Consider the following 19,008-nt stretch of genomic DNA (forward strand, 5'->3'; position numbering starts at 1 on the left):
CGCAGCGAACGCATGATGATCAAGCGTCTGGCTGCGATTACCTTACTGGCTGTGCTGCAGCCATTGCTGGCACTGGCGCTCTACAACAGTGCTTTCGGTGCTTATCGGCAGATAGTTGGCAGCATCCGTCGTGATATCAGCTACGGCCTGTAGCTGCATCATTCGCTCTATGTATTTGTCATTCTGGCGCTGGCCAATGCGATCTGGCTGATGAGTTGCCGCAGTCGACGCAGCGGCCTGATCGGCTGCTGCATCTGCCTGGCGCTGTGGACGCTGTACTGGGCCAATTGCTCCACCAGCATGCCGCTGCGCAGCGTGCTGGTGGTCGACGTGGGTGTACTGGTTCTGGCGTTGCCGGCAGCGCTGTTGCCACTACGTTTCCGCCACGGTTCGCAGCTCGATGCCGTATATCCGCGATAGGGCCTGGGGATGGTCAATCCATCAGCGCCAGCAGGAGCCTGGAGCTAGCGAGCGAGCATGTCCTTGATCACCGCCTCGGCCACGCGAATGCCATCGACGCCTGCAGAGAGAATGCCGCCGGCATAGCCCGCGCCTTCACCGGCTGGGTACAGGCCCTTGAGGTTCAGGCTCTGCAGGTCGTCGCCACGTGTGATGCGTACCGGCGAGGAGGTGCGCGTCTCGATACCAGTGAGCACCGCATCAGCCAGATCGAAGCCCTTGATCTGCTTGGCGAAGGCCGGGATCGCCTCGCGGATGGCTTCGATGGCGAAGTCCGGCAGCGACGGCGCCAGGTCGCCCAGTTTCACCCCTGGTTTGTAGGATGGCTGCACTTCGCCCAGTGCGGTGGACGGCGTGCCCTTGATGAAGTCGCCGACCAGTTGTCCCGGCGCTTCGTAGTTGCGTCCGCCGAGCACGTAGGCGTGCGATTCCAAGCGCTCCTGCAGCTCCACACCGGCCAACGGGCCGCCGGGATAGTCCTGCTCGGGGGTGATGCCGACGACGATGCCGGCGTTGGCGTTGCGCTCGTTGCGCGAATACTGGCTCATGCCATTGGTGACCACGCGCTCCGGCTCGGAGGTGGCAGCGACCACGGTGCCGCCCGGGCACATGCAGAAGCTGTAGACCGAGCGACCGTTGCTGGCGTGGTGCACCAGCTTGTAGTCGGCGGCGCCGAGTTTCGGGTGGCCGGCATACTTGCCCAGGCGCGCGCGGTCGATCAGCGACTGCGGGTGCTCGATGCGAAAGCCCACCGAGAAGGGCTTGGCCTCCAGGTACACGTCACGGGCATGCAGCATGCGGAAGGTATCGCGCGAGCTGTGGCCGAGGGCGAGGATCACGTGGCGGCTGTTGAGCTGCTCGCCGCTTTCCAACACCACGCCGGTAAGTTGGCCGTCTTCCATGAGCAGGTCGCTGACGCGCTGCTGGAAGCGTACTTCACCGCCGAGGGTCTTGATCTCCTCGCGCATGGTGGCGACCACGCCGGTCAGGCGGAAGGTGCCGATGTGTGGCTTGCTGACATAGAGAATCTCGTCTGGCGCGCCGGCCTTGACGAACTCTTCCAGCACCTTGCGCCCGTAATGGTTGGGATCCTTGATCTGGCTGTACAGCTTGCCGTCGGAGAAGGTGCCGGCGCCACCTTCGCCGAACTGCACGTTGGAGGTGGGGTCGAGCACGTTCTTGCGCCACAGGCCCCAGGTGTCCTTGGTGCGCTGGCGCACTTCCTTGCCGCGCTCCAGCACGATGGGGCGCAGGCCGGCCTGGGCCAGGATCAGCGCGGCGAAGATGCCACAGGGGCCGAAGCCGACCACGATGGGGCGCTCGTCCAGCGGTGCCGTGGCCTTGCCCACCGGCTTGTAGCGGATGTCCGGCGCTGGGCCGACGTGCTTGTCGTCTGCCAGGCGTGCCAGCAGCGCCGCTTCGTCTTTCACTTCGCAATCGAGGGTGTAGATGAACGGCATGTCGCCGTACTTCTTGCGCGCATCGTAGCTGCGCTTGAACACGCTGAAGGCGATCAGCTCGGCGTCCTCGAGGCCCAGACGCTGGACGATGGCCGGGCGCAGGGCCTCCTCGGGATGGTCGAGGGGCAGTTTCAGTTCGGTCAGGCGAATCATGGCGAATATCCCGCTGGGCCGGTGGTGATCCGGCAAGATCAAGAAGGGCGGCGATTGTACAGGATCGCCGCCTTGCGGTCGTCGCCTGCAGGGCATGGATCGATCGACGTAGCCCGGATGCAATCCGAGGTACCGGGCATAGCTGCCCTGGATTGCATGCGGGCTACTGACGGGTCAGATGATGCCAGTGCAGCAGCACATCGAGCATGCGGTTGGCGAAGGCCCATTCGTTGTCGTACCAGGCCAGCACCTTGACCAGATCCTCCTGCACGCGGGTGTGGTTGAGGTCGACCACGCAGGACACCGGGTGGGCGTTGAAGTCGCTGGACACCAGCGGCAGCTCGTTGCATTCCATCACCCCCGGCAACAGGCCCAGGGCGCCGGCTTGCAGAGCAGCGTTGATGGCGTTGCGACTGGCTGGGCGCTCGGCGCTGAAGGTCAGGTCGAGCAATGACACGTTGGGCGTCGGCACGCGTACCGACAGGCCGTCGAGACGGCCGGCCAGCTCCGGCAGCACCAGGCCGATGGTTTTTGCCGCGCCAGTGCTGGTGGGAATCATCGACAGCGCGGCGGCGCGGGCGCGGTAGAGGTCGTCATGGGCCTTGTCCAGCAGGTTCTGGTCGTTGGTGTAAGCGTGCACGGTGTTGACCAGGCCCTGACGGATGCCCACCGCCTCATGCAGCACCTTGGCCAGCGGTGCCAGGCAGTTGGTGGTGCAGGAGGCATTGGAGACGATCTGCTGGGTCTTCAGCAGGTCATGGTTGACGCCGTACACCACGGTCAGGTCGGCGCTTTCCAGCGGGTGCGAAAGCAGCACGCGCTGCGCGCCGGCGGTCAGGTGCTGCTCGACCTGCTCACGCTGCTTGAACTTGCCCGAGCATTCCAGCACCAGATCCACCCCCAGATCACGCCAGGGCAGATTGACGGCTTCTCGCTCGCTGAGCAGGTGGATCGCTTGGCCACCGAGGTGCAACTGATCGCCGTGCAGATCGACCTGGCCGGGGAAGCGGCCGAAGGTGGAGTCGAAGCGGGTCAGATGGGTGAGGGTGGTGTAATTGCCGAGGTCGTTGATCGCGAGCAGGCGGATGCGTTGCTGCAGATCTCGTTGCACCAGGGCGCGCACCAGGGCGCGACCGATGCGCCCGTATCCGTTCAGGGCTATGCGTAACATGGCGGTCTCCTTCCATCATTGGCTCTTTCAGCTTAGGTGGTGGAAGGAGGCCCTGCGTGAAAACCGAGCGCGTGTCGGCAATCTGCGCTGTCAATCCCTGTTCAGTTGCGCATGCCACCGAAGTGGGCGCAGCCGCGCAGCACCTGGCCGTCGAGACGCAGCTCGGCACTGAGGTGATTGAGCGTGCCGCTCATGGCGTCGACGCAACGCTGCGGCGCGACCCACAGCTCCAGGCGCTGACCATTGGCCTCGCTGCTGAAGCTGATGCGCTCGTCCGGCAGTTGTTCTTCCAGATAGGGCAGGGCCAGGGGGGGCTGATTCGGGCGATTGAGCACCAGACCCTTGCTGCCGACTTCCACCTGCCAGGCCGGCTCGTTGCCGCTGGCACGTAGCACCAGGCGCTTGAAGTTGAGGTCGTCGCAGCCATGGCCTTCGGCCTGCAGGCGATACACTCGGCTGACCTCGAAGCGGCCATCGCTGCCCTGGCCCTGACTGCCGCCCAGCTCTCCGGCCAGATCGGCGAACAGGCTGCCATGGCCGTCGGCCAGCAGGTTCATAGCCTCGCGCTCGATGCCGCTACCGCTGAGGCTGAAGTGGCGTTGTTCCTGACAGGGGGTGAACAACAGGGCGCCGTTCTGCACTTGCACCTCGCCTTGCAGGCGCGTGGCTGGGGGCGGGCCTTCGGGCTTGCCGGTATAGACCTGGCAGGCGGTCACGAGGGGGAGCAGGGCGAGGGTGGCGAGCAGGCTGCGGGTGATGGACATGGGGGCCTCCGAAGGAAGCCGCCACCATAGCCACAGCGTGGCCTCGGCTCAAGTCGTTCGCTTTGACGCAGCGCGCCGGCTGCGGCCTAATGTGCCGGTTCATTGCGTTCGGTTCGTTCTCCATGTCCAATTCCGCCATGCGTCCCAGCACCCTCCATCTGCCGCAGGGCGACTGGGCCACGGTGCTCGACTGCCTGTGCGAGCACTTCCCGGCCATCGACCGTGCCACCTGGCTGGAACGCATGTCACGCGGACGGGTACTGGATGCCGATGGCACGCCCATCGGTGCGGCGCATCCCTACCGCGCTGGCCTCAAGGTGCGTTACTTCCGCGAGGTGCCAGCGGAAACGCCTATCCCCTTCGAGGAACAGGTGCTGTGGCAGGACGAACACTTGCTGGTGGTGGACAAACCGCACTTCCTGCCGGTGATGCCGGCTGGCGAGTACGTCGAGCAGACCCTGCTGGCGCGCCTGGTCAGGCGTACCGGCAACCCGGATCTGGTGCCGATCCATCGTATCGACCGACTCACCGCCGGGCTGGTGCTGTTCTCCTGCCAGCCGAACACGCGCGGTGCGTACCAGGCGTTATTCCGCCAGCGTGAGGTGCACAAGCGTTACGAGGCCATCGCCCTGGCCTTGCCGCAGCTCGAATTTCCCCATGTGCACCGCTCGCGCATGGTGGAGGGCGAGCCATTCTTCCGCATGCAGGAGGTGGCGGGGGAGGCCAATAGCGAGACGCATATCGAGGTGCTGGAGCGCCGTGGCCAGTGGTGGCGCTACGGCTTGTCGCCGGTGACCGGGCGCAAGCACCAGTTGCGCGTGCACCTGGCGGGGCTCGGCGCGCCGATCCAGGGCGACGACTTCTATCCACAGCTCAGCAGCTACCGCAATCAGCCCGACGATTACACCAGGCCGCTCAAGCTGCTGGCCCGTGGCCTGCGCTTCGTCGACCCGCTCAGCGGCCAAGTACGCGAGTTCCACAGCGCCTTGCAGCTCGCATGGTGAGTGCTCGCATAGCGTGACCCACATCATGCTATCGCCCCGCCAGCATTGAATTGCCGCCTCGCTGCGTGCAGTCTGCTGGGCACTCACTTCACGGAGGAAGGATGACGGCATGTTCAACCCGGCCAACGAAACCCATTTCAGCCTGAACATCGAGGGTGTCGAGCACGACCTGCAGGTGCTCGAATTCAACGGACGAGAGGCCGTCAGCCAGCTCTACCGCTTCGACGTGGAACTGATCAGCGAGCGCCCCGACCTCGACCTCAAGGCCCTGCTGCAACAGCGTGCCTTTCTCGCCTTCAGCCCCAATGGCGATGGCATCCACGGCATCATCCACCGCGCCGAGCAGGGTGAATCTGGCAAACGCCTGACCCGCTACCGCCTGAGCCTCGTGCCGCAGCTCAAGCTGCTCGAATACCGCATCAACCAGCGCATCTTCCAGCATCTGAGCGTGCCGCAGATCGTCGCCCAGGTGCTGGAAGAGCACGGCATCGTCCAGGGTGGCTACGAATTCCAGCTCGGCCCCACCGTCTACCCGGAACGCGACTACTGCGTGCAGTACGACGAGAGCGACCTGCACTTCGTCCAGCGCCTGTGCGAAGAGGAAGGCATCCACTACCACTTCCGCCATAGCGAAAGCGGCCATGTGCTGGTGTTCGGCGACGACCAGAGCGCCTTCACCAAGCTCGGCCGGCCCACGCCCTACATCCAGGACAGCGGCATGACCGCCGACGACCCGGTGCTCAAGCGCCTGGCCCTGCGCCTGGAAACCCGCACCCGGCGCACCACGCGCCGCGACTACGACTTCGAGCAACCGCGCCTGTTGCTGGAAGCCACCTACCAGGGCGATAAGGCCGGCGAGCTCGACCACCTGCCCGCCCTCGAAGACTACGACTACCCCGGCCGCTACACCGACCGCACCCGCGGCAAGCACCTGGCCAAACGTGCCCTGGAACGCCACCGCAGCGACTACCAGCAACTGCAAGGCAAGAGCGACCAACCGCGCCTGGTCAGCGGCCACCTGCTGGAGATCTCCGAACACCCGCAGCGCGAATGGAACGCCCTGTGGCTGCTCACCGAAGTGCAGCACCAAGGCAAGCAACCGCAAGTCTTGGAAGAGTCGATACTCGATCTCCCCTCTCCCATTCATGGGAGAGGGGCCGGGGAGAGGGTGTATCAGGCGACACCGACTTTACCCAGGGCTACCGCAACCGCTTCCTCGCCACCCCCTGGGACGTGCCCTTCCGCCCACCGCTGAAACACCCCAAACCCAAGGTACTGGGCAGCCAGACCGCCGTGGTCACCGGCCCTGTCGGCGAAGAAATCCACTGCGACCAGTATGGCCGGGTGAAGGTGCAGTTCTTCTGGGATCGCGAAGGCCAGGCCGACGACAAGACAAGCTGCTGGCTGCGCGTCAGTTCGAGCTGGGCGGGTGATCGCTACGGCGCCATCACCATCCCCCGTATCGGCATGGAGGTACTGGTCACCTTCCTCGAAGGCGACCCCGACCAACCGCTGGTCACCGGCTGCCTGTACCACGCCGAACACGTCGTGCCCTACGACCTGCCGGCGAACAAGACCCGCAGCGTGTTCAAGACCCTCAGCAGCCCGGGTGGTGGCGGCTATAACGAACTGCGCATCGAAGACCGCAAGGGCGCCGAGCAGATCTACCTGCACGCCCAGCGCGACTGGGACGAAAACATCGAGCACGACCAGAAGATCCGCGTCGGCAACGAGCGCCACGACACCGTGGAGAAGAACAGCTACACCGAGCTGCTGGCCGAGGAACACCTCACCGTCACCGCCGAGCGCAAGGTGGAAGTCAAACCGCAGGATCACCTGACGGTAGGCACCGACCAGCACATCAAACTCGGCACCGCGCAACTGACCAAAGCCGGCCGCGAGATTCACCTCAAGGCCGGGCAGAAAATGGTCATCGAAGCCGGCATCGAACTGACCATCAAGGCCGGCGGCAGCTTCATCAAACTCGACCCTGGCGGCATCACCATCAGCGGCCCACTGGCCAGGCTCAATGCCGGTGGCTCGCCAGGCAAGGGCTCGGGGCTCAAGATCAAACCACCCGTGCTGCCGGGCGCAGCCGATAGTGACAAGGCGGGGAGTTTGTTGGAGCAGGCGTTGGCCAATGATCTGACTGAGCCTAGCCCTGTGGAACCTCGCGAGTACCGATTCAATATTCGTCTGCAGGACATTCCTGGAGACGAGGGTTTCCCTTTGGCATACGCCCCATGGAGTATTGAACAGGGAGAGGACGGCAATGTGGTACTGGAGGGTGATACCGATGCCGATGGCCGCGTGCTGCTGGATGATACTCAGCAGAAGCAGCTAGCCAAAATCTACGCCAAGGCCCCCAAGAGCTTGTGGCTCACTTATCCTGGCCAGCGGATAGCCCTGCGGGTTCATCTGGAGCAACAGGGTTGGGACAGTGAGCGTTATGCCTTGGGTGCTATGGACTTCAAAAGTTGCCTCAGTCGCGATGCCATGGGCAATACGCTGCTGGAAATAGAGCGTAGCCAGCAGGATAGCCATTGCACCAGCGATCTCTATACCCATCTGCAATCCAAGGAATGATTAGCCATGGCAACTGACTCTGCCTACAACGGCGTTCGTGCAAAGGAACTCAACCAGATCAACAGCCAGGACGGAAAAGCCTATGCGGCGTATTCCGCGCCGGATTTCTTTTTGAACGAAGCGAACTTGTTCGCGCCCAAGCGCACGGGTAATCAGGTTCGTTTTTTCACGACCGGCAGTGATTATTTCAAGGACGTCGCAGCCGCCATCGACCAAGCCAGCCGATGCATTTTCATCACGGGTTGGCAGGTCAACTACGACGTATTGCTCGATGGCAAGCGCAGCCTCTGGCAGTGCCTGCACCAGGCTCTCAAGCGCCAGCCGGCCTTGAAGGTTTATGTCATGCCCTGGTTGAGTCCCTCTGGCAGCCTCGGCACTTATGACTTCGAGACCATGCTGGCCATCTTCCAGCTCAATGCGGGCCTGGCTGGCGGCCCTCGTGCCTTCTGTACACCTGCTATTCAGCAAAGCGATATGAAGGGACTCGGTGTCGCATTCTCGCACCACCAAAAATCGGTCGTGATCGACAACCGCATTGCCTATGTCGGGGGCATCGACTTGGCCTACGGGCGGCGTGATGACAATAACTTCAGCCTCGACGCCAGTAACAGGCAAGGCAACGATGCCTACAATCCAGGGCTGCCGAAGTTAGGTTGGATGGATATGGACAAACATGTCAGCTCGATGGGGCTGATGATGGCCACGCTGTTCGACCTGTCCAAGCCTGTGTCGGGTACCAGTCTCATCCCGCTTAGCCAAAGCACGGCCCTAAATGGTGCAACTTATATTGCGGACAAATTCCGCAGCCCTCCGTTCTCCATTCTGCAAGGCTTGGTTCGCCTCAAGAACAGCGCCAAGGAGAGCCTCGACGAAGGCTTCGAGCGCCTTAGTGCTGCTCAGCGCCAGATGGTGGGTAAAAGCATTCAGGCGATGGCCAGGCTGATCAGCGACAACCTCGACAGCGTTCCGATGGCCGAGGAATTGAAGCTGCGTCTGCAAGCCTGGTTGCAGGAGCTGCGTGAGGCGGCAGGTAATCTTTCCGAGTCATTGCGCATCAAGAGCATCGAACTGATCAGCCAGTGGATGAGCCAGACCGAACTCGGCCGCGTTCTGACCGTGCTCAGCGGCAAGAGCTTCGAGGATATTCCCGGCACCTACCGAGAAAGCACCAGCGAGCTGGCCAGCTCGATGCTCTGGTTCATCTATCACCTGTTGCAGGAGCGCTCGGGGCAGCACCTGGAGCCTTACGCCTACCTGCATGAAAAACCGCAGCCGCTGGCTTCACCGGACAATGGCCGATTGGCGGAGGATCAGCCACGTATGCCCTGGCAGGATGTGCACTGCCGTATCGAAGGCCCCTCGGTCTATGACGTGGCGCGTAATTTCATCGACCGCTGGAATGGGCAGCAGGCCTACCTGGCCGATGCGCCATCGTTACAGGACACCACCCTGGTTCGTAACCTGCTGGAGGCCGTCGTACGCTGGCTCAATACCTTGGTCAGTGAGACAGGTCTCGACCACCTGGGCGTGAGGCTCAAGGTCAATGAAGCCCCACGCCTGAGCTTTCCCGAGCCACAGCCGGTATGGATCAACGCGACCACACAATTGCCCGTGGCCCCCAGCGCACAGCCGGGCGGCATGAGCGTGCAGGTGCTGCGCAGTGCCTCCAGCCGCATGACCCAGCAGGAGCAGGTGGGGCGTAGCAAGGCGGGCGTCAACCTGCCTCTGCCGGCAGGTATCGACACTGGTGGCGTGCAGGCCAACTGCAAGGCGGCGATGCTACAGGCCATCTCCAGTGCGCAGCACTTCATCTATATCGAGAACCAGTTCTTTCAGAGTGCCTATGGTGAAGAACGCGAAATATTTGATGACGCGCCTCTTTCTGGCCCGATGGCCAGTCTGCGTGACCCTGCCAGTCTGCGCCAGGACTACGTCGCCCGTGTGCGCCTGCGCGAAGCGCTGGAGGCCGAGGACATCTGGCAACTGAACTGGAAAGAAATCGATGCCATCGCCAAGGAGCCCAGTAGCGAGGCGCGCCAGTTCCTGAAAAGCCTGCAAACCATGTGGGGCGTCAATGCTCAGGGCTGGCTTACCCATAAACTGGCCGATGCGCAGACGGGCCTGCTCAACGAGATTGGCGAAGCCCTGGCTAATCGCATCGGCCGTGCCATCGATGAGAAACGCCCGTTTCACGTCTATATGATTCTGCCGGTGCATCCGGAAGGTGCACTGAACGTTCTCAATATCATGCATCAGGTCACGCTCACCATGCAGAGCCTGGCCTTTGGCGAGAACAGCCTGATCAAACGTATCCAGAAGCGTATGGCCCTGCGCGCACTGTTGGATCGCAAGGTGAGTCGCGAAGAAGCCCTCGCACGCATCGAGTTCAAGAACTCTAAAGGGCAGCCTGTTTACGAACAGCAGGACTGGCGCCGCTACCTGACCTTGCTCAATCTACGCACCTGGGAAAACCTCAAGGGGCGCGTGGTCACCGAACAGATCTACGTGCACAGCAAGCTGCTGATCGCCGACGACCGTGTGGCCATTCTCGGCAGCGCCAATATCAATGACCGCAGTTTGCTGGGCACGCGAGACTCCGAGCTGGCGGTCATCGTGCGTGATAGCTCGCCGATACAGATCAAGCTCGATGGCAAGCAGCCGCATACCGTTGGCAAGGCCGTGCATCAGTTACGGGTAGATCTATGGAAAAAACACTTTGGCTTGTCCATGGCCGGGGGCTCCTCCGGCGTCAGCCCCGCCTCTGGGCTGGCGCAGTATCTGGAGCAGCCAGCGGCGGAAGAGACTTGGCGTGCGATACAAGAAAGAGCTCGGTTTAATGCCCGTGTTTATGAAAAATCTTTTGCCTTCATTCCGCAAAACATCAGCCAGGTACAACCACGGAAAACACCGGACATGACCGGCTATCCAGATGGATTCCCCACCTCGACCTGGCCGACCTGGGCTTACCGAGACCTGAACAATATTGATCACGGCGGCGAACTGATGGTACCCATGCCGCATGAAGAGCGCTTCTGGCGCTCCAATACCTTGGCTGACGTGAAGACGTTCGCGCCGCCCGTTGGTGTACAGGGCTTTATCTGCGCCTTGCCCGTCAACTGGACGCGGGGTGAGAACAATGACTCCGGTATCAACCTGAGCATTCTGGCGCAGACCTTCGAGCAGCCCGAACGTGATCGTGCACTGGCGCAGGCTGATAGCGGTCGTAAAGAAGAGAACCGTCGCACATGAAAAGCTTTTTCCGATACCTGAGCCTCGGCCTGATTATCCCCGTCGGCATGGCCTTGGCCGATACGCCGCGACAGGAGTGCCTTGGGCGCATGACCTTCGATGTGCCCGAGGACATGCAATGGGCCACCTATTCCGCTCAGCGAACTGACAGAATTACTGATGGACGAGGGGGGCATGTCTTTACACCCAAAGTAACGGCAAAAGGAGATGTGGGCAGTTATGACTATGACGGCCTGACTATCCGAGTGAGTGATATTGTCGAGCGCGATACATTTGATGGCGCTGCGAGGTATATCAAGGGCTCCGTGCGCTTGTATCAAGATGAATTACAAAAAAACTTGGAAACTGAAAAGAAGTTACTCAGTGAGCTAAAAGAGTTAGATAAAAAAGAAAATACGAAGGACACCAGAGAAGCAGTGGAGCGCTTCACTAAATCCATCGAAGAACTTGAACATCAGATTCCCCTAACCAAGATCCACGAGTACGATCTTGGCATTCCCGACGCCTATTTCTTGGGTGGGTATCTCGCCCCTGGCAAGGCCTTGCTCTGGCGCAACAATCGTGTCTACTACTTCGGTTTCTCCAAGGCCGGCCCCGACTCCGCCGAACGTATCAAGGCGCTGATGGCGCGCTTTCGTACCCGCAATCTTTATGAAGTACCTAAAGGCCCAGGCTTCTGCTTCCCCTACGGTTTTATCGCCGACGATGGCAAGACCGCCTACAGCATCAAGAACAGCCTGCGCTTTACCAAGACGCCCAATGTGATCTTTACCCTGCTTACGGCCTCGGCCAACGATCCCTGGCAGACCAAGCCGACGCGGGGCACCTATGACAGCGACTACCGCCCCGGCTACGACGCCGAGAAATGGCGCAAGACCTCCTTCATCGAGCGCATCCAGCTCGGCAAGCGCCTGGCCGGCCTGGAGGGCTGGCGTCTGGATCCCAAACCGGGCTCCGGCGAGCAGGAGCGAGCCTGGTTCGCCCTGGCGCATCGGGGCGGGACGGGCTCACCGCTATTGGCGGTGCAGATGTTCACCTTTAAGAAAGGCACGGACGACCTGAGCGAACTGACGCCACCACCGGAAGCGGTCATCCCGCGCTTCATGAAACTGAGCGAAAGCATCAGGCTGGATACGCGGTAAGAACAATGACTCCGGGATCAAGCGCCCAGACCTTTGAACAACCCGAAGATGATCGCGCACTGGCGCAGGCTGATAGCGGTCGTAAAAAAGAGAGCCGCCGCAGATGAAAAGCTTTTTCCGATACCTGAGCCTGGGCCTGTTGATTCCTGCAGGCATGGTGCTAGCCGATACGCCGCGACAGGAATGCCTTGGGCGCATGACCTTCGATGTGCCGGACGACGTGCAGTGGGCTACGTACGATCCTTATAACTCCAAGACAGTGGATGGCGGAACACAGGGCTTCAGCCAGCATGTCACGGCCAATTTCGACAGGCTGAGCTACGACTTCGACGGCTTGAGAATCTTCGTCAGCGACAGGATCGCTCGGGAAAAACTGGAGGGGTTCTCCAACTTCATTGGGGGGAATCATTTCCTGGCTGCAAAAAGCAAGCGGCGAAACGTCGAGATGGGGCGATTCGTTCTGGAACTGATGGAAAAAGGCGGCTATGGCGCTGCGGATATCGACACGGCTAGAGCTGAACTCCGGGCAGCGGAGCATGCCTTGCTGCTGACCCAGGATCACCAACATGACCTGGGTATCGCCGATGCCAGATTCATTGGCAGCGAGGCGTTTCCCACCAAGGCCGTGCTATGGCGACAACAGCGTATCTATATCTTCGCCATGGACGATCCACAACCCAATGCGGCCGAACGCTTCAAGGATCTGATTGCCCGCTTTGAACCCCGGGCTCTCTATGAAATTCCCCAGGGGCCGGGGGTATGCCTGCCATATGGTTTCATCCGCGATGATGGCGACACGCACTACGAATTCAAGAATAGCCTGCGCTTCGAGAGCAGCCCGAACGTCATCATGGGCCTGCTCGACGCCTCGGCCGGCAACCCCTGGAACAGCAAGCCCGTCTTCGGTACGGAGAACGACTACCTACCGACTTACGATTTCAGCAAATGGATCAAGCAAGTCTTCAGTGAGCCGTTACCGCTGGGGCACGCCTCAGCGACTTTCATGGGCTGGCATCTGGCGCCCAGGCTGGACAGCGGTGAACGGGAGCGCTTGTGGTTCGGCCTTGCCCATCGTGGCGGCTCGACCGAACCGCTGGTAGCGTTGCAGGTCACGACGGTTCGACAAGGCGTCGACCACATCGAAAGTCTTACGCCACCACCTGAAGAGGTGATACCAAGGATTTCGGCGTTGGGTAGGAGCATCGAACACAAGCTTGGCAACTAGCCGCCACCGGAAGTGGTCATCCCGCCTTTCATTAAACTGAGCGAAAGCATCAGGCTCGATGTGCCCTGGGACGTGCAATGGATTGTTTGCAGCCGGAGGCAAATCCTCGATTCGTTCACATTCCTTGCATTTGCCTGAGCGGTACAAGGTCTGGGTTTTTCCTGTGCCTGGTGCGCCGCGCCAACGAATATCCGTTTTGGGACGAGGCAAAGGGAGACGCGCTCAGGTGGGCTCAGGAGTTAGTCAAAAAGCAGGCGTCAATAGGGTGATGGGCGGTCGTTAAACCCCGTCGAGGTCGAGGATAAGCTCACTGCAAGTCGGAGGCCGTGACCATTAGGTTGGCTGTCTGGCGGGGCTGAGTGGGCCTTTGATGGCCGTTTTATCCATGGACTCCAATCATGATCGATCTTGCTACCTGGAACCTGACCATTCCCGTGGGCCAACCTGCGGCTGTCATCGATACGCCTCTGCTGGTTGGTGGCTATCAGGACAATTATTTCCAGTCCCGGGAAGGGCGGATCTTCTTCTGGGCGCCGGCCAATGGTTCGACTACCCGCAACTCGACTTACCCGCGCACTGAGTTACGCGAAACCTACGGCGATGGTGCACTGCGCAACTGGTTCTACACGGCAGCCAATGATGTGTTGAGCGCCACTGCCAGAATCACTCAGGTGCCTGCCAGTGGCATGCTGGCGTTCTCTCAGATCCACTCCAAGCAGAGCAGTTCGCCACTGCTGATGCTGGGTTATCAGTATTTACCCCAGAGCAACAACGGCAATGTGGTGATCGCGTTTCGCGGGCATCCGGCATCTGCCGACTCCACGAAGATCGTGCTGTCGAGCAAGATCAGGCTGGATCAGGATTTCAGCTATGAAGTTCAGCTCTCGAAGAGTGGCAAGCTGACGATCGGTCTGGCCGAGCCAGGCGGCAAGGTAAAAATCTGGAGTGCCACGGTAGACAAGGCCTGGGCCAGTCATGGCCTGTATTTCAAGGCAGGGGTTTACACCCTTGACAACAGCGGCAATGAAACCAATGCAGGGGCGGCGGTGTTCACTCATTTGCAGGTTGAACACCGCCAGTGACACCTGGGTACCCAAGGAACCGATTGCTAGTTGCTACAGGTTGGCCCAGTGCTGGCGTTGCTGGGGCTTTGCGTGATCAGCATGTGGCAATGACGGCGCACGGTGCTGTCGAGGATCTGGCTCTGCAGCGGCAGCAGGTCGCCGATCAGCAGGTTTTGCAGCAGCGGGTTGGCGCGGAACTGGTTGTCGCCGAGCACGGTATTCTGCATGCCTTCCACGCGGATCATGGCCTTGCCGATGTTTTCCAGGGTGTTGCCGCTGATCACCAGCTCGCCGGCGGCCGGCTGGTCGTTGCGCAGGCTGATGGCGTATTCGGGGGTGGAGCTGATGCGATTGCCAAGAATCCAGGCGCCATTGATCTCGCCAGCGTCGATGGCGCTCAGGCGGCTGTTGGCGATCAGGTTGTCTTCGATCAGCAGTTGGCTGCCGTCCTTGATCTGGCGCAGCATCATGCCGTAGCCCTGGGAGGCGCCCATGAGATTGCCGCGGATCAGCAGGGCGCCGCTTTGTTCGTTGACTTCGATGGCGCTCTTGCCGGTGTGCAGGATCAGGTTGTCGCGAATGCGCCCGCTGCTGCTGCCGCCGATACGGATGCCGCTGTTGTGCTTGACCCCGTCGATGCGGTTGTCGGCGATGAGGAAGCGACTGTTGCTGATGTCGATGGCGTATTGCTGTAGCTGGTTGAAGCGGTTGTCACGGATCAGCGCGTCGCTGTGGCGCAGTTCCAGGGCGCTGGACATGTTGTCGAACTGGCTGTTGCTGATGAGGATGCGCGCAGGTGGCTGACTGGGCGCTTGCTGGGTGCTCAGGCCACTGCTGATGCCACGGGAGAAGTTGGCGTTGTAGCCGATCTTGACCAGATGGGCGTTGTCCAGGCGCAGGCGACTGCCGGCCCAGTTCATGATGAAGGGACGGGTGGGGCGATCGGTGCTGAGTGCGCGACCGTCGCTCCAGCTTTCCAGGCGTGAGTTGCGTACCTGCAGCAGGCCCTGGTTGATCAGCGCTGTGCCGGAGGGGCCGAACAGATAGAGCACCTGGTCATCGATCAGCAGGGCGGCGTCTTCGCCAATCATCAGCGGGTAGCTGAGCAGATAACCGTCCTGGTGGCGACGCAACACCTTGGGGTCGTTCAGTTGCGCTTGCAGTTGCGCCAGGGTGATGGCACCGCCACGAATAACCACGGCCCGTGGATGTTGCGCCTGGTAGCTGGCAACCGCGCGGAACAGGCCGTTGTGCACGAAGGGCTCGAACGGCCAGCTACCGGCCTGGGCCGAGTACATGGGCTCCAGGTGGGCGCTGCCACGCTGGTTGGGCACTGACAGATGCATGGCTGGCGGTTGGCTGTGCTGGAGAATCTGCCGGCGTGGGAGTTGCTGCTGTTGCTCCTGCCACTGGGGATCGAGGGTGCGCAGGGCAGCCGGAGCTGCCTGGGCGAGCAGTGGGCAGGTCATGCAGCTCAGCAGGAGCAGTGCGCGGGAGAGGGGCAGTGCCTGGGGCATGGCGGCGTCCTGTGTCAGTTGAGGCGAGGGTAGAGTGGTTTGAGATCACCACCCACCTGGCTGTAGCCATTGATGTCTTGGCCATATGCCTGGTAGAGGCGTCTGGCCCATGCATGCTGCGGATAGCGGTTGAGAAACGGCAGCAGCCAGACCATCTTGTGCGTGCCGACTTCGGCCTGGCGCTGGGTCAGCTCGGGCAGGGCCTTGGGTTCCAGCACGGCGCGCGCGGCGAAGTTGGCCAGGGCGGCGAACTTGCTGCGCTCCTCTGCGGTGAGCGGCCGGCCATTGGTTTCTGCCGTTTCCACCAGCAAGGTCAGTGGCACCATGGCGTAGTGCGTATAGTCGGCGGCCAGGCGGCCACGGGCGACTTCCAGTGGCAGGTAGGCGTAATCGCCCTGGCCGGCGGTGATCTGGCCGATGGCGCGGCGCAGGGCGACATCGGCCCAGGCCAGGGCGCGGTCGTCGTTGCGCAGCATGGCGCTGGCCGCCACGGCCCAGGCCGCCCAGTAGTCATGGTTGTTGAAGTAGATGCTGGGGTCGTGGCGACGCGGCTCGTATTCGGCCATCACCTTGGCCGAGAGCTGGCCGAGCCAACGCTGCTGCACGCTGCTCAACTGGTAGCGCTGGTCGCTAAGGGCGCGCACCTTGAGCAGGGTGGTGGCGATGGCGGCCAACGCCCATTTGCGTGCGGCCACGCCGGTCTTGCTGGCATCGTCGCTGAGCAGGGCCGATTGGCTGCCCCAGGCGTCGAGCCATTGGCTCAGACAACCCAGAGCGACGTTGGCTTCTTCGGCCTTCTTCGCGCGCTGGAACACTTCACCGGCCTTGATCAGGCCACTGATGTAGTACTGCACCTGCTGGCGAACACGCTGGGTGTCCTTGCTCTGCTTGGCCGTCAGGCGTGACTTGCTGCTGTCGCTCTGGTCGTACTTGCTGTCGAGCTGCAGGTGGCCGGTGTAGGCCGGCGGTGGCGTTTTCGGGCAGCGCTGGTGGCGGTAGTCGTCCACCAGTGCGGATGCCGGCGTGGCCTGGCTGACCCAGATCGATTGCGTGGCGTTGGCACTCAGGGGGCCGAGCAGCAGGACGGTGGCCAGCCACCTGATCGAGGGGGTCACAGGCATAGCTTGGTCTCGATCTGCAGGGGTTGCTCGATGATCTGGGTCGGTTCGAGGAAGACGGACAGCAGGTTGGCGTCGCGGAATTCGGCGGCGCGGCTCAGCTCCAGGTAGTACTGCCCGCTGTTGACGATGGCCTCGCGGCGGAACCACACCTTGTCGCGGGTGCCGTTGTCGTAATAGGTGATGATGTAGAAGTTCTTCAGGTTGGGGTCGCTGATGCGGATGTCCAGTACGCCGTCGCGACCTTTGAGATCCTTGCGTTGTGCCCCGGCATTGCTGAGCAGTTCGATGCGATCGTTGAGCTGCAGGCCAGGACGCTCGACGCGTGCCTCGAGTTCGCTGGGGCTGGCCTTGCAACCGCCGTTGACCGCTGGCACCAGTTGCCGGTAGGTGATGTCGCCATCGAGGCGGTAGTTGGCCGGCAGTTCCCAGATGATCAGCTTGGGCGCCTTGTCCGGCGCATAGTTGTCGGACAGCAGGTATTGCAGCAACGAGCCATCCTGGCCGGCGCCGGGCAGGGCGTAGTTGACCAGGTCGCTGCTCAGGTATTGCTTGAGGAAGCCGTCGAAGTTGAACTGCTTGGTTTCGTCTTCACGGGCGGCGGAGTTACTGGTACCGACCAGGACGATCTCGGGCTCGGGCTGTTCCTCGAACAGCAGGGCGGCGTCGTTGCTTTCCGGGACGGTCTGGTAGCCCGGTACGAACTGATTGCCGTAGCGGTTGCCGCAGATCGCGTTGAGGCCGAGGTTGAGGGTGCCGTCCTTGAACAGGGTCATGTTCTGCTCGGTCTTGTAGCCCTTGTGTGCAAGTTGGGCGTAGACCGGCTGTTGACGGATGGTGTCGGCGGTGACCCTGGCGATGGCCTCGGCGCCCACCGGGGTCCAGTGGTGGTCGCGGCGGAAGAAGAAGTCCTTGGGGGGCTGCTGCACCAGGCCCATGATGTCCGGCACTATGGCGCCTGCGTCACGCATCTGCTGCAGGAAGTTGCGCAGGTTGCCGCTGGCGCGGGCGTAATCGAAACCGTGCGCTTGCCCCGGCAGAAGCTGGGCGCGATGCATCAGGCCACGGGTCGGTTGTACCGCCATCACCACCTGGGTGCCATGGCTGGCGAAGGCGCGCATCAGGCGGGCGAACTCCGGCTGCATGGCGGCCGGAATGCCAAAGTCGTTGGTCAGATCCACTTCGGAACGGAACAGCCAGTGGTCACGGCCCGGCACGAGCTGCTTGAGCGCCTTCATGTTGCCCTGGGCGTATTCCTCGGGTGCACTCAGTTGCGGGCAGATCAGGCATTGCAGATCCGCGCAGTCATCGGCCTGGCTCGCCGGCGCCGCGGCGAAGCTGGCCTGCATGCCGCCCACCAGCAGGCTGCCGATGGCCAGGGAAAGGTAGTGTTTCATCTTCGTCGGGATCATCGTCCGCTTACTCGTAGGGCCTGCTGGTCGGAATTCATTCGGTGGCGTCGATGCTGTTGGCCAGGGTGATGGCGCGGTAGCCATTGCCTGCCGGCAGCAGGGCATAGCTGTAGGAACGGCCCTTTTTCAGGAACAGTTCGTCGAAGCTGGCCAGCTTGTCGTTGTCGGCGTAGGCGGCGAAGGCGATCTTCAGCTCGTTGACCATGCGGCTGCCGGTCTGGTCGCGTTGCAGGGTGTCGACCACCACATGCTGGCCATCGACGGTCTTCAGCGCGGCGGGCTTGTCGGTGAAGTTGTAGAAGGCGATCTGCGCCTTGCGCGGTTCGTCGACGAACTTGTCGGTCAGCAGCAGCAACTTGCCGTCGCGGTAGATCACGGTGCTGGCTGTGTTGGCCTTGAGCTCGCTCTCCAGGGTCTGCCCGTCGGCGCTGATGATCTGCTTGCCCGGTGCGACGAAACGATAGCCACCGAATTGCCCGCTGTTGACGAGCTGGGGCTTGTTCTTGCCGCTCAAGCCGACTTCGATGTTGCGCTCGCTCAGGTTCAGCACCCGGACGAAAGCCGAGTTGGCCGGTGCCACCGGGTCATAGAGGTCGGCATTGCCGTCCTGGGCCGCCTGGGCAGCGGTGCAGCCGATGATCAGCAGCATGAACAGGACGCGAAGCGGGGAGATGGGCATGAAGC

General features: G+C 61.8%; 14 protein-coding genes and 1 pseudogene. 8 read left to right on the forward strand and 7 right to left on the reverse strand.

Annotated elements, in window-relative coordinates; all coding sequences use genetic code 11:
• Positions 1-12: 12 nt before the first annotated feature.
• A complete protein-coding gene (locus tag PVE35_RS06670; protein WP_268182277.1) occupies positions 13-153 on the forward strand; it encodes a hypothetical protein in 141 nt (46 codons plus the stop codon).
• A 57-nt stretch (positions 154-210) separates the two neighbouring features.
• Positions 211-420, forward strand: coding sequence for a hypothetical protein (locus tag PVE35_RS06675; protein ID WP_277374190.1), 210 nt, complete (start codon positions 211-213; stop codon positions 418-420).
• A 44-nt stretch (positions 421-464) separates the two neighbouring features.
• Here PVE35_RS06675 and PVE35_RS06680 read toward each other — a convergent pair whose 3' ends face one another.
• The 3 genes from PVE35_RS06680 to PVE35_RS06690 all read right to left on the reverse strand — a co-directional run bounded on the left by PVE35_RS06680 (position 465) and on the right by PVE35_RS06690 (position 4,007).
• Positions 465-2,072, reverse strand: coding sequence for an NAD(P)/FAD-dependent oxidoreductase (locus tag PVE35_RS06680; RefSeq protein WP_268182280.1), 1,608 nt, complete (start codon positions 2,070-2,072; stop codon positions 465-467).
• A 163-nt stretch (positions 2,073-2,235) separates the two neighbouring features.
• Positions 2,236-3,243, reverse strand: coding sequence for a type I glyceraldehyde-3-phosphate dehydrogenase (gene gap, locus PVE35_RS06685; RefSeq protein ID WP_268182281.1), 1,008 nt, complete (start codon positions 3,241-3,243; stop codon positions 2,236-2,238).
• A gap of 101 nt (positions 3,244-3,344) precedes the next feature.
• Positions 3,345-4,007, reverse strand: a complete 663-nt coding sequence (locus tag PVE35_RS06690; RefSeq protein WP_277374191.1) for a hypothetical protein — start codon at positions 4,005-4,007, stop codon at positions 3,345-3,347.
• 122 nt (positions 4,008-4,129) lie between these two features.
• On the opposite strand from PVE35_RS06690, the gene PVE35_RS06695 reads away from it, so the two are divergent.
• From PVE35_RS06695 to PVE35_RS06720, 6 genes and pseudogenes are all read left to right on the forward strand, one after another.
• Positions 4,130-5,011, forward strand: coding sequence for an RluA family pseudouridine synthase (locus tag PVE35_RS06695; RefSeq protein WP_277374192.1), 882 nt, complete (start codon positions 4,130-4,132; stop codon positions 5,009-5,011).
• Positions 5,012-5,120: 109 nt separating this feature from the next.
• Positions 5,121-7,597 (forward strand): annotated as a pseudogene (gene tssI, locus PVE35_RS06700) (type VI secretion system tip protein TssI/VgrG).
• 6 nt (positions 7,598-7,603) lie between these two features.
• Positions 7,604-10,846: a phospholipase D-like domain-containing protein gene (locus PVE35_RS06705; protein ID WP_277374193.1), complete on the forward strand. Its 3,243-nt coding sequence runs from the start codon at positions 7,604-7,606 to the stop codon at positions 10,844-10,846.
• Positions 10,843-11,988, forward strand: a complete 1,146-nt coding sequence (locus PVE35_RS06710; protein WP_277374194.1) for a T6SS immunity protein Tli4 family protein — start codon at positions 10,843-10,845, stop codon at positions 11,986-11,988. Before PVE35_RS06705 ends, PVE35_RS06710 begins: the two co-directional genes overlap by 4 nt.
• Before the next feature lie 103 nt (positions 11,989-12,091).
• A complete protein-coding gene (locus PVE35_RS06715; protein WP_277374195.1) occupies positions 12,092-13,213 on the forward strand; it encodes a T6SS immunity protein Tli4 family protein in 1,122 nt (373 codons plus the stop codon).
• 398 nt (positions 13,214-13,611) lie between these two features.
• Positions 13,612-14,295, forward strand: coding sequence for a polysaccharide lyase family 7 protein (locus PVE35_RS06720; protein ID WP_277374196.1), 684 nt, complete (start codon positions 13,612-13,614; stop codon positions 14,293-14,295).
• Between the two features lie 26 nt (positions 14,296-14,321).
• Here PVE35_RS06720 and PVE35_RS06725 read toward each other — a convergent pair whose 3' ends face one another.
• Genes PVE35_RS06725 through PVE35_RS06740 form a run of 4 tightly spaced genes read right to left on the reverse strand, consistent with a single transcriptional unit; the run spans position 14,322 to position 19,003 of the window.
• Complete coding sequence (locus tag PVE35_RS06725) at positions 14,322-15,794, reverse strand: right-handed parallel beta-helix repeat-containing protein (protein ID WP_277374197.1); 1,473 nt, start codon at positions 15,792-15,794, stop codon at positions 14,322-14,324.
• 14 nt (positions 15,795-15,808) lie between these two features.
• On the reverse strand, positions 15,809-16,915 hold the full coding sequence (locus PVE35_RS06730; RefSeq protein ID WP_277374198.1) for a polysaccharide lyase: 1,107 nt from the start codon (positions 16,913-16,915) through the stop codon (positions 15,809-15,811).
• The gene (locus tag PVE35_RS06735; protein ID WP_268182300.1) at positions 16,906-18,309 is read right to left on the reverse strand and encodes an alginate biosynthesis protein AlgX; all 1,404 of its coding nucleotides are present in this window, start codon (positions 18,307-18,309) and stop codon (positions 16,906-16,908) included. The genes PVE35_RS06730 and PVE35_RS06735 overlap by 10 nt, the downstream gene beginning before the upstream one ends.
• A gap of 49 nt (positions 18,310-18,358) precedes the next feature.
• Entirely contained in the window at positions 18,359-19,003 is a 645-nt protein-coding gene (locus PVE35_RS06740) for an alginate O-acetyltransferase AlgF (RefSeq protein ID WP_277374199.1), read from the reverse strand.
• Positions 19,004-19,008: the final 5 nt, after the last annotated feature.

Origin of the sequence: Pseudomonas sp. AA-38, from assembly GCF_029457475.1 — a bacterium.
Taxonomy (GTDB): domain Bacteria; phylum Pseudomonadota; class Gammaproteobacteria; order Pseudomonadales; family Pseudomonadaceae; genus Aquipseudomonas.

What these genes read in the sequence shown, in the direction of transcription:
- PVE35_RS06670 (WP_268182277.1), top strand. Translation starts at nt 13, where the DNA reads ATGATGATCAAGCGTCTGGCTGCGATTACCTTACTGGCTGTGCTGCAG.
- PVE35_RS06675 (WP_277374190.1), top strand. Translation starts at nt 211, where the DNA reads ATGAGTTGCCGCAGTCGACGCAGCGGCCTGATCGGCTGCTGCATCTGC.
- PVE35_RS06680 (WP_268182280.1), bottom strand. Translation starts at nt 2,072, where the DNA reads ATGATTCGCCTGACCGAACTGAAACTGCCCCTCGACCATCCCGAGGAG.
- gap (WP_268182281.1), bottom strand. Translation starts at nt 3,243, where the DNA reads ATGTTACGCATAGCCCTGAACGGATACGGGCGCATCGGTCGCGCCCTG.
- PVE35_RS06690 (WP_277374191.1), bottom strand. Translation starts at nt 4,007, where the DNA reads ATGTCCATCACCCGCAGCCTGCTCGCCACCCTCGCCCTGCTCCCCCTC.
- PVE35_RS06695 (WP_277374192.1), top strand. Translation starts at nt 4,130, where the DNA reads ATGTCCAATTCCGCCATGCGTCCCAGCACCCTCCATCTGCCGCAGGGC.
- PVE35_RS06705 (WP_277374193.1), top strand. Translation starts at nt 7,604, where the DNA reads ATGGCAACTGACTCTGCCTACAACGGCGTTCGTGCAAAGGAACTCAAC.
- PVE35_RS06710 (WP_277374194.1), top strand. Translation starts at nt 10,843, where the DNA reads ATGAAAAGCTTTTTCCGATACCTGAGCCTCGGCCTGATTATCCCCGTC.
- PVE35_RS06715 (WP_277374195.1), top strand. Translation starts at nt 12,092, where the DNA reads ATGAAAAGCTTTTTCCGATACCTGAGCCTGGGCCTGTTGATTCCTGCA.
- PVE35_RS06720 (WP_277374196.1), top strand. Translation starts at nt 13,612, where the DNA reads ATGATCGATCTTGCTACCTGGAACCTGACCATTCCCGTGGGCCAACCT.
- PVE35_RS06725 (WP_277374197.1), bottom strand. Translation starts at nt 15,794, where the DNA reads ATGCCCCAGGCACTGCCCCTCTCCCGCGCACTGCTCCTGCTGAGCTGC.
- PVE35_RS06730 (WP_277374198.1), bottom strand. Translation starts at nt 16,915, where the DNA reads ATGCCTGTGACCCCCTCGATCAGGTGGCTGGCCACCGTCCTGCTGCTC.
- PVE35_RS06735 (WP_268182300.1), bottom strand. Translation starts at nt 18,309, where the DNA reads ATGAAACACTACCTTTCCCTGGCCATCGGCAGCCTGCTGGTGGGCGGC.
- PVE35_RS06740 (WP_277374199.1), bottom strand. Translation starts at nt 19,003, where the DNA reads ATGCCCATCTCCCCGCTTCGCGTCCTGTTCATGCTGCTGATCATCGGC.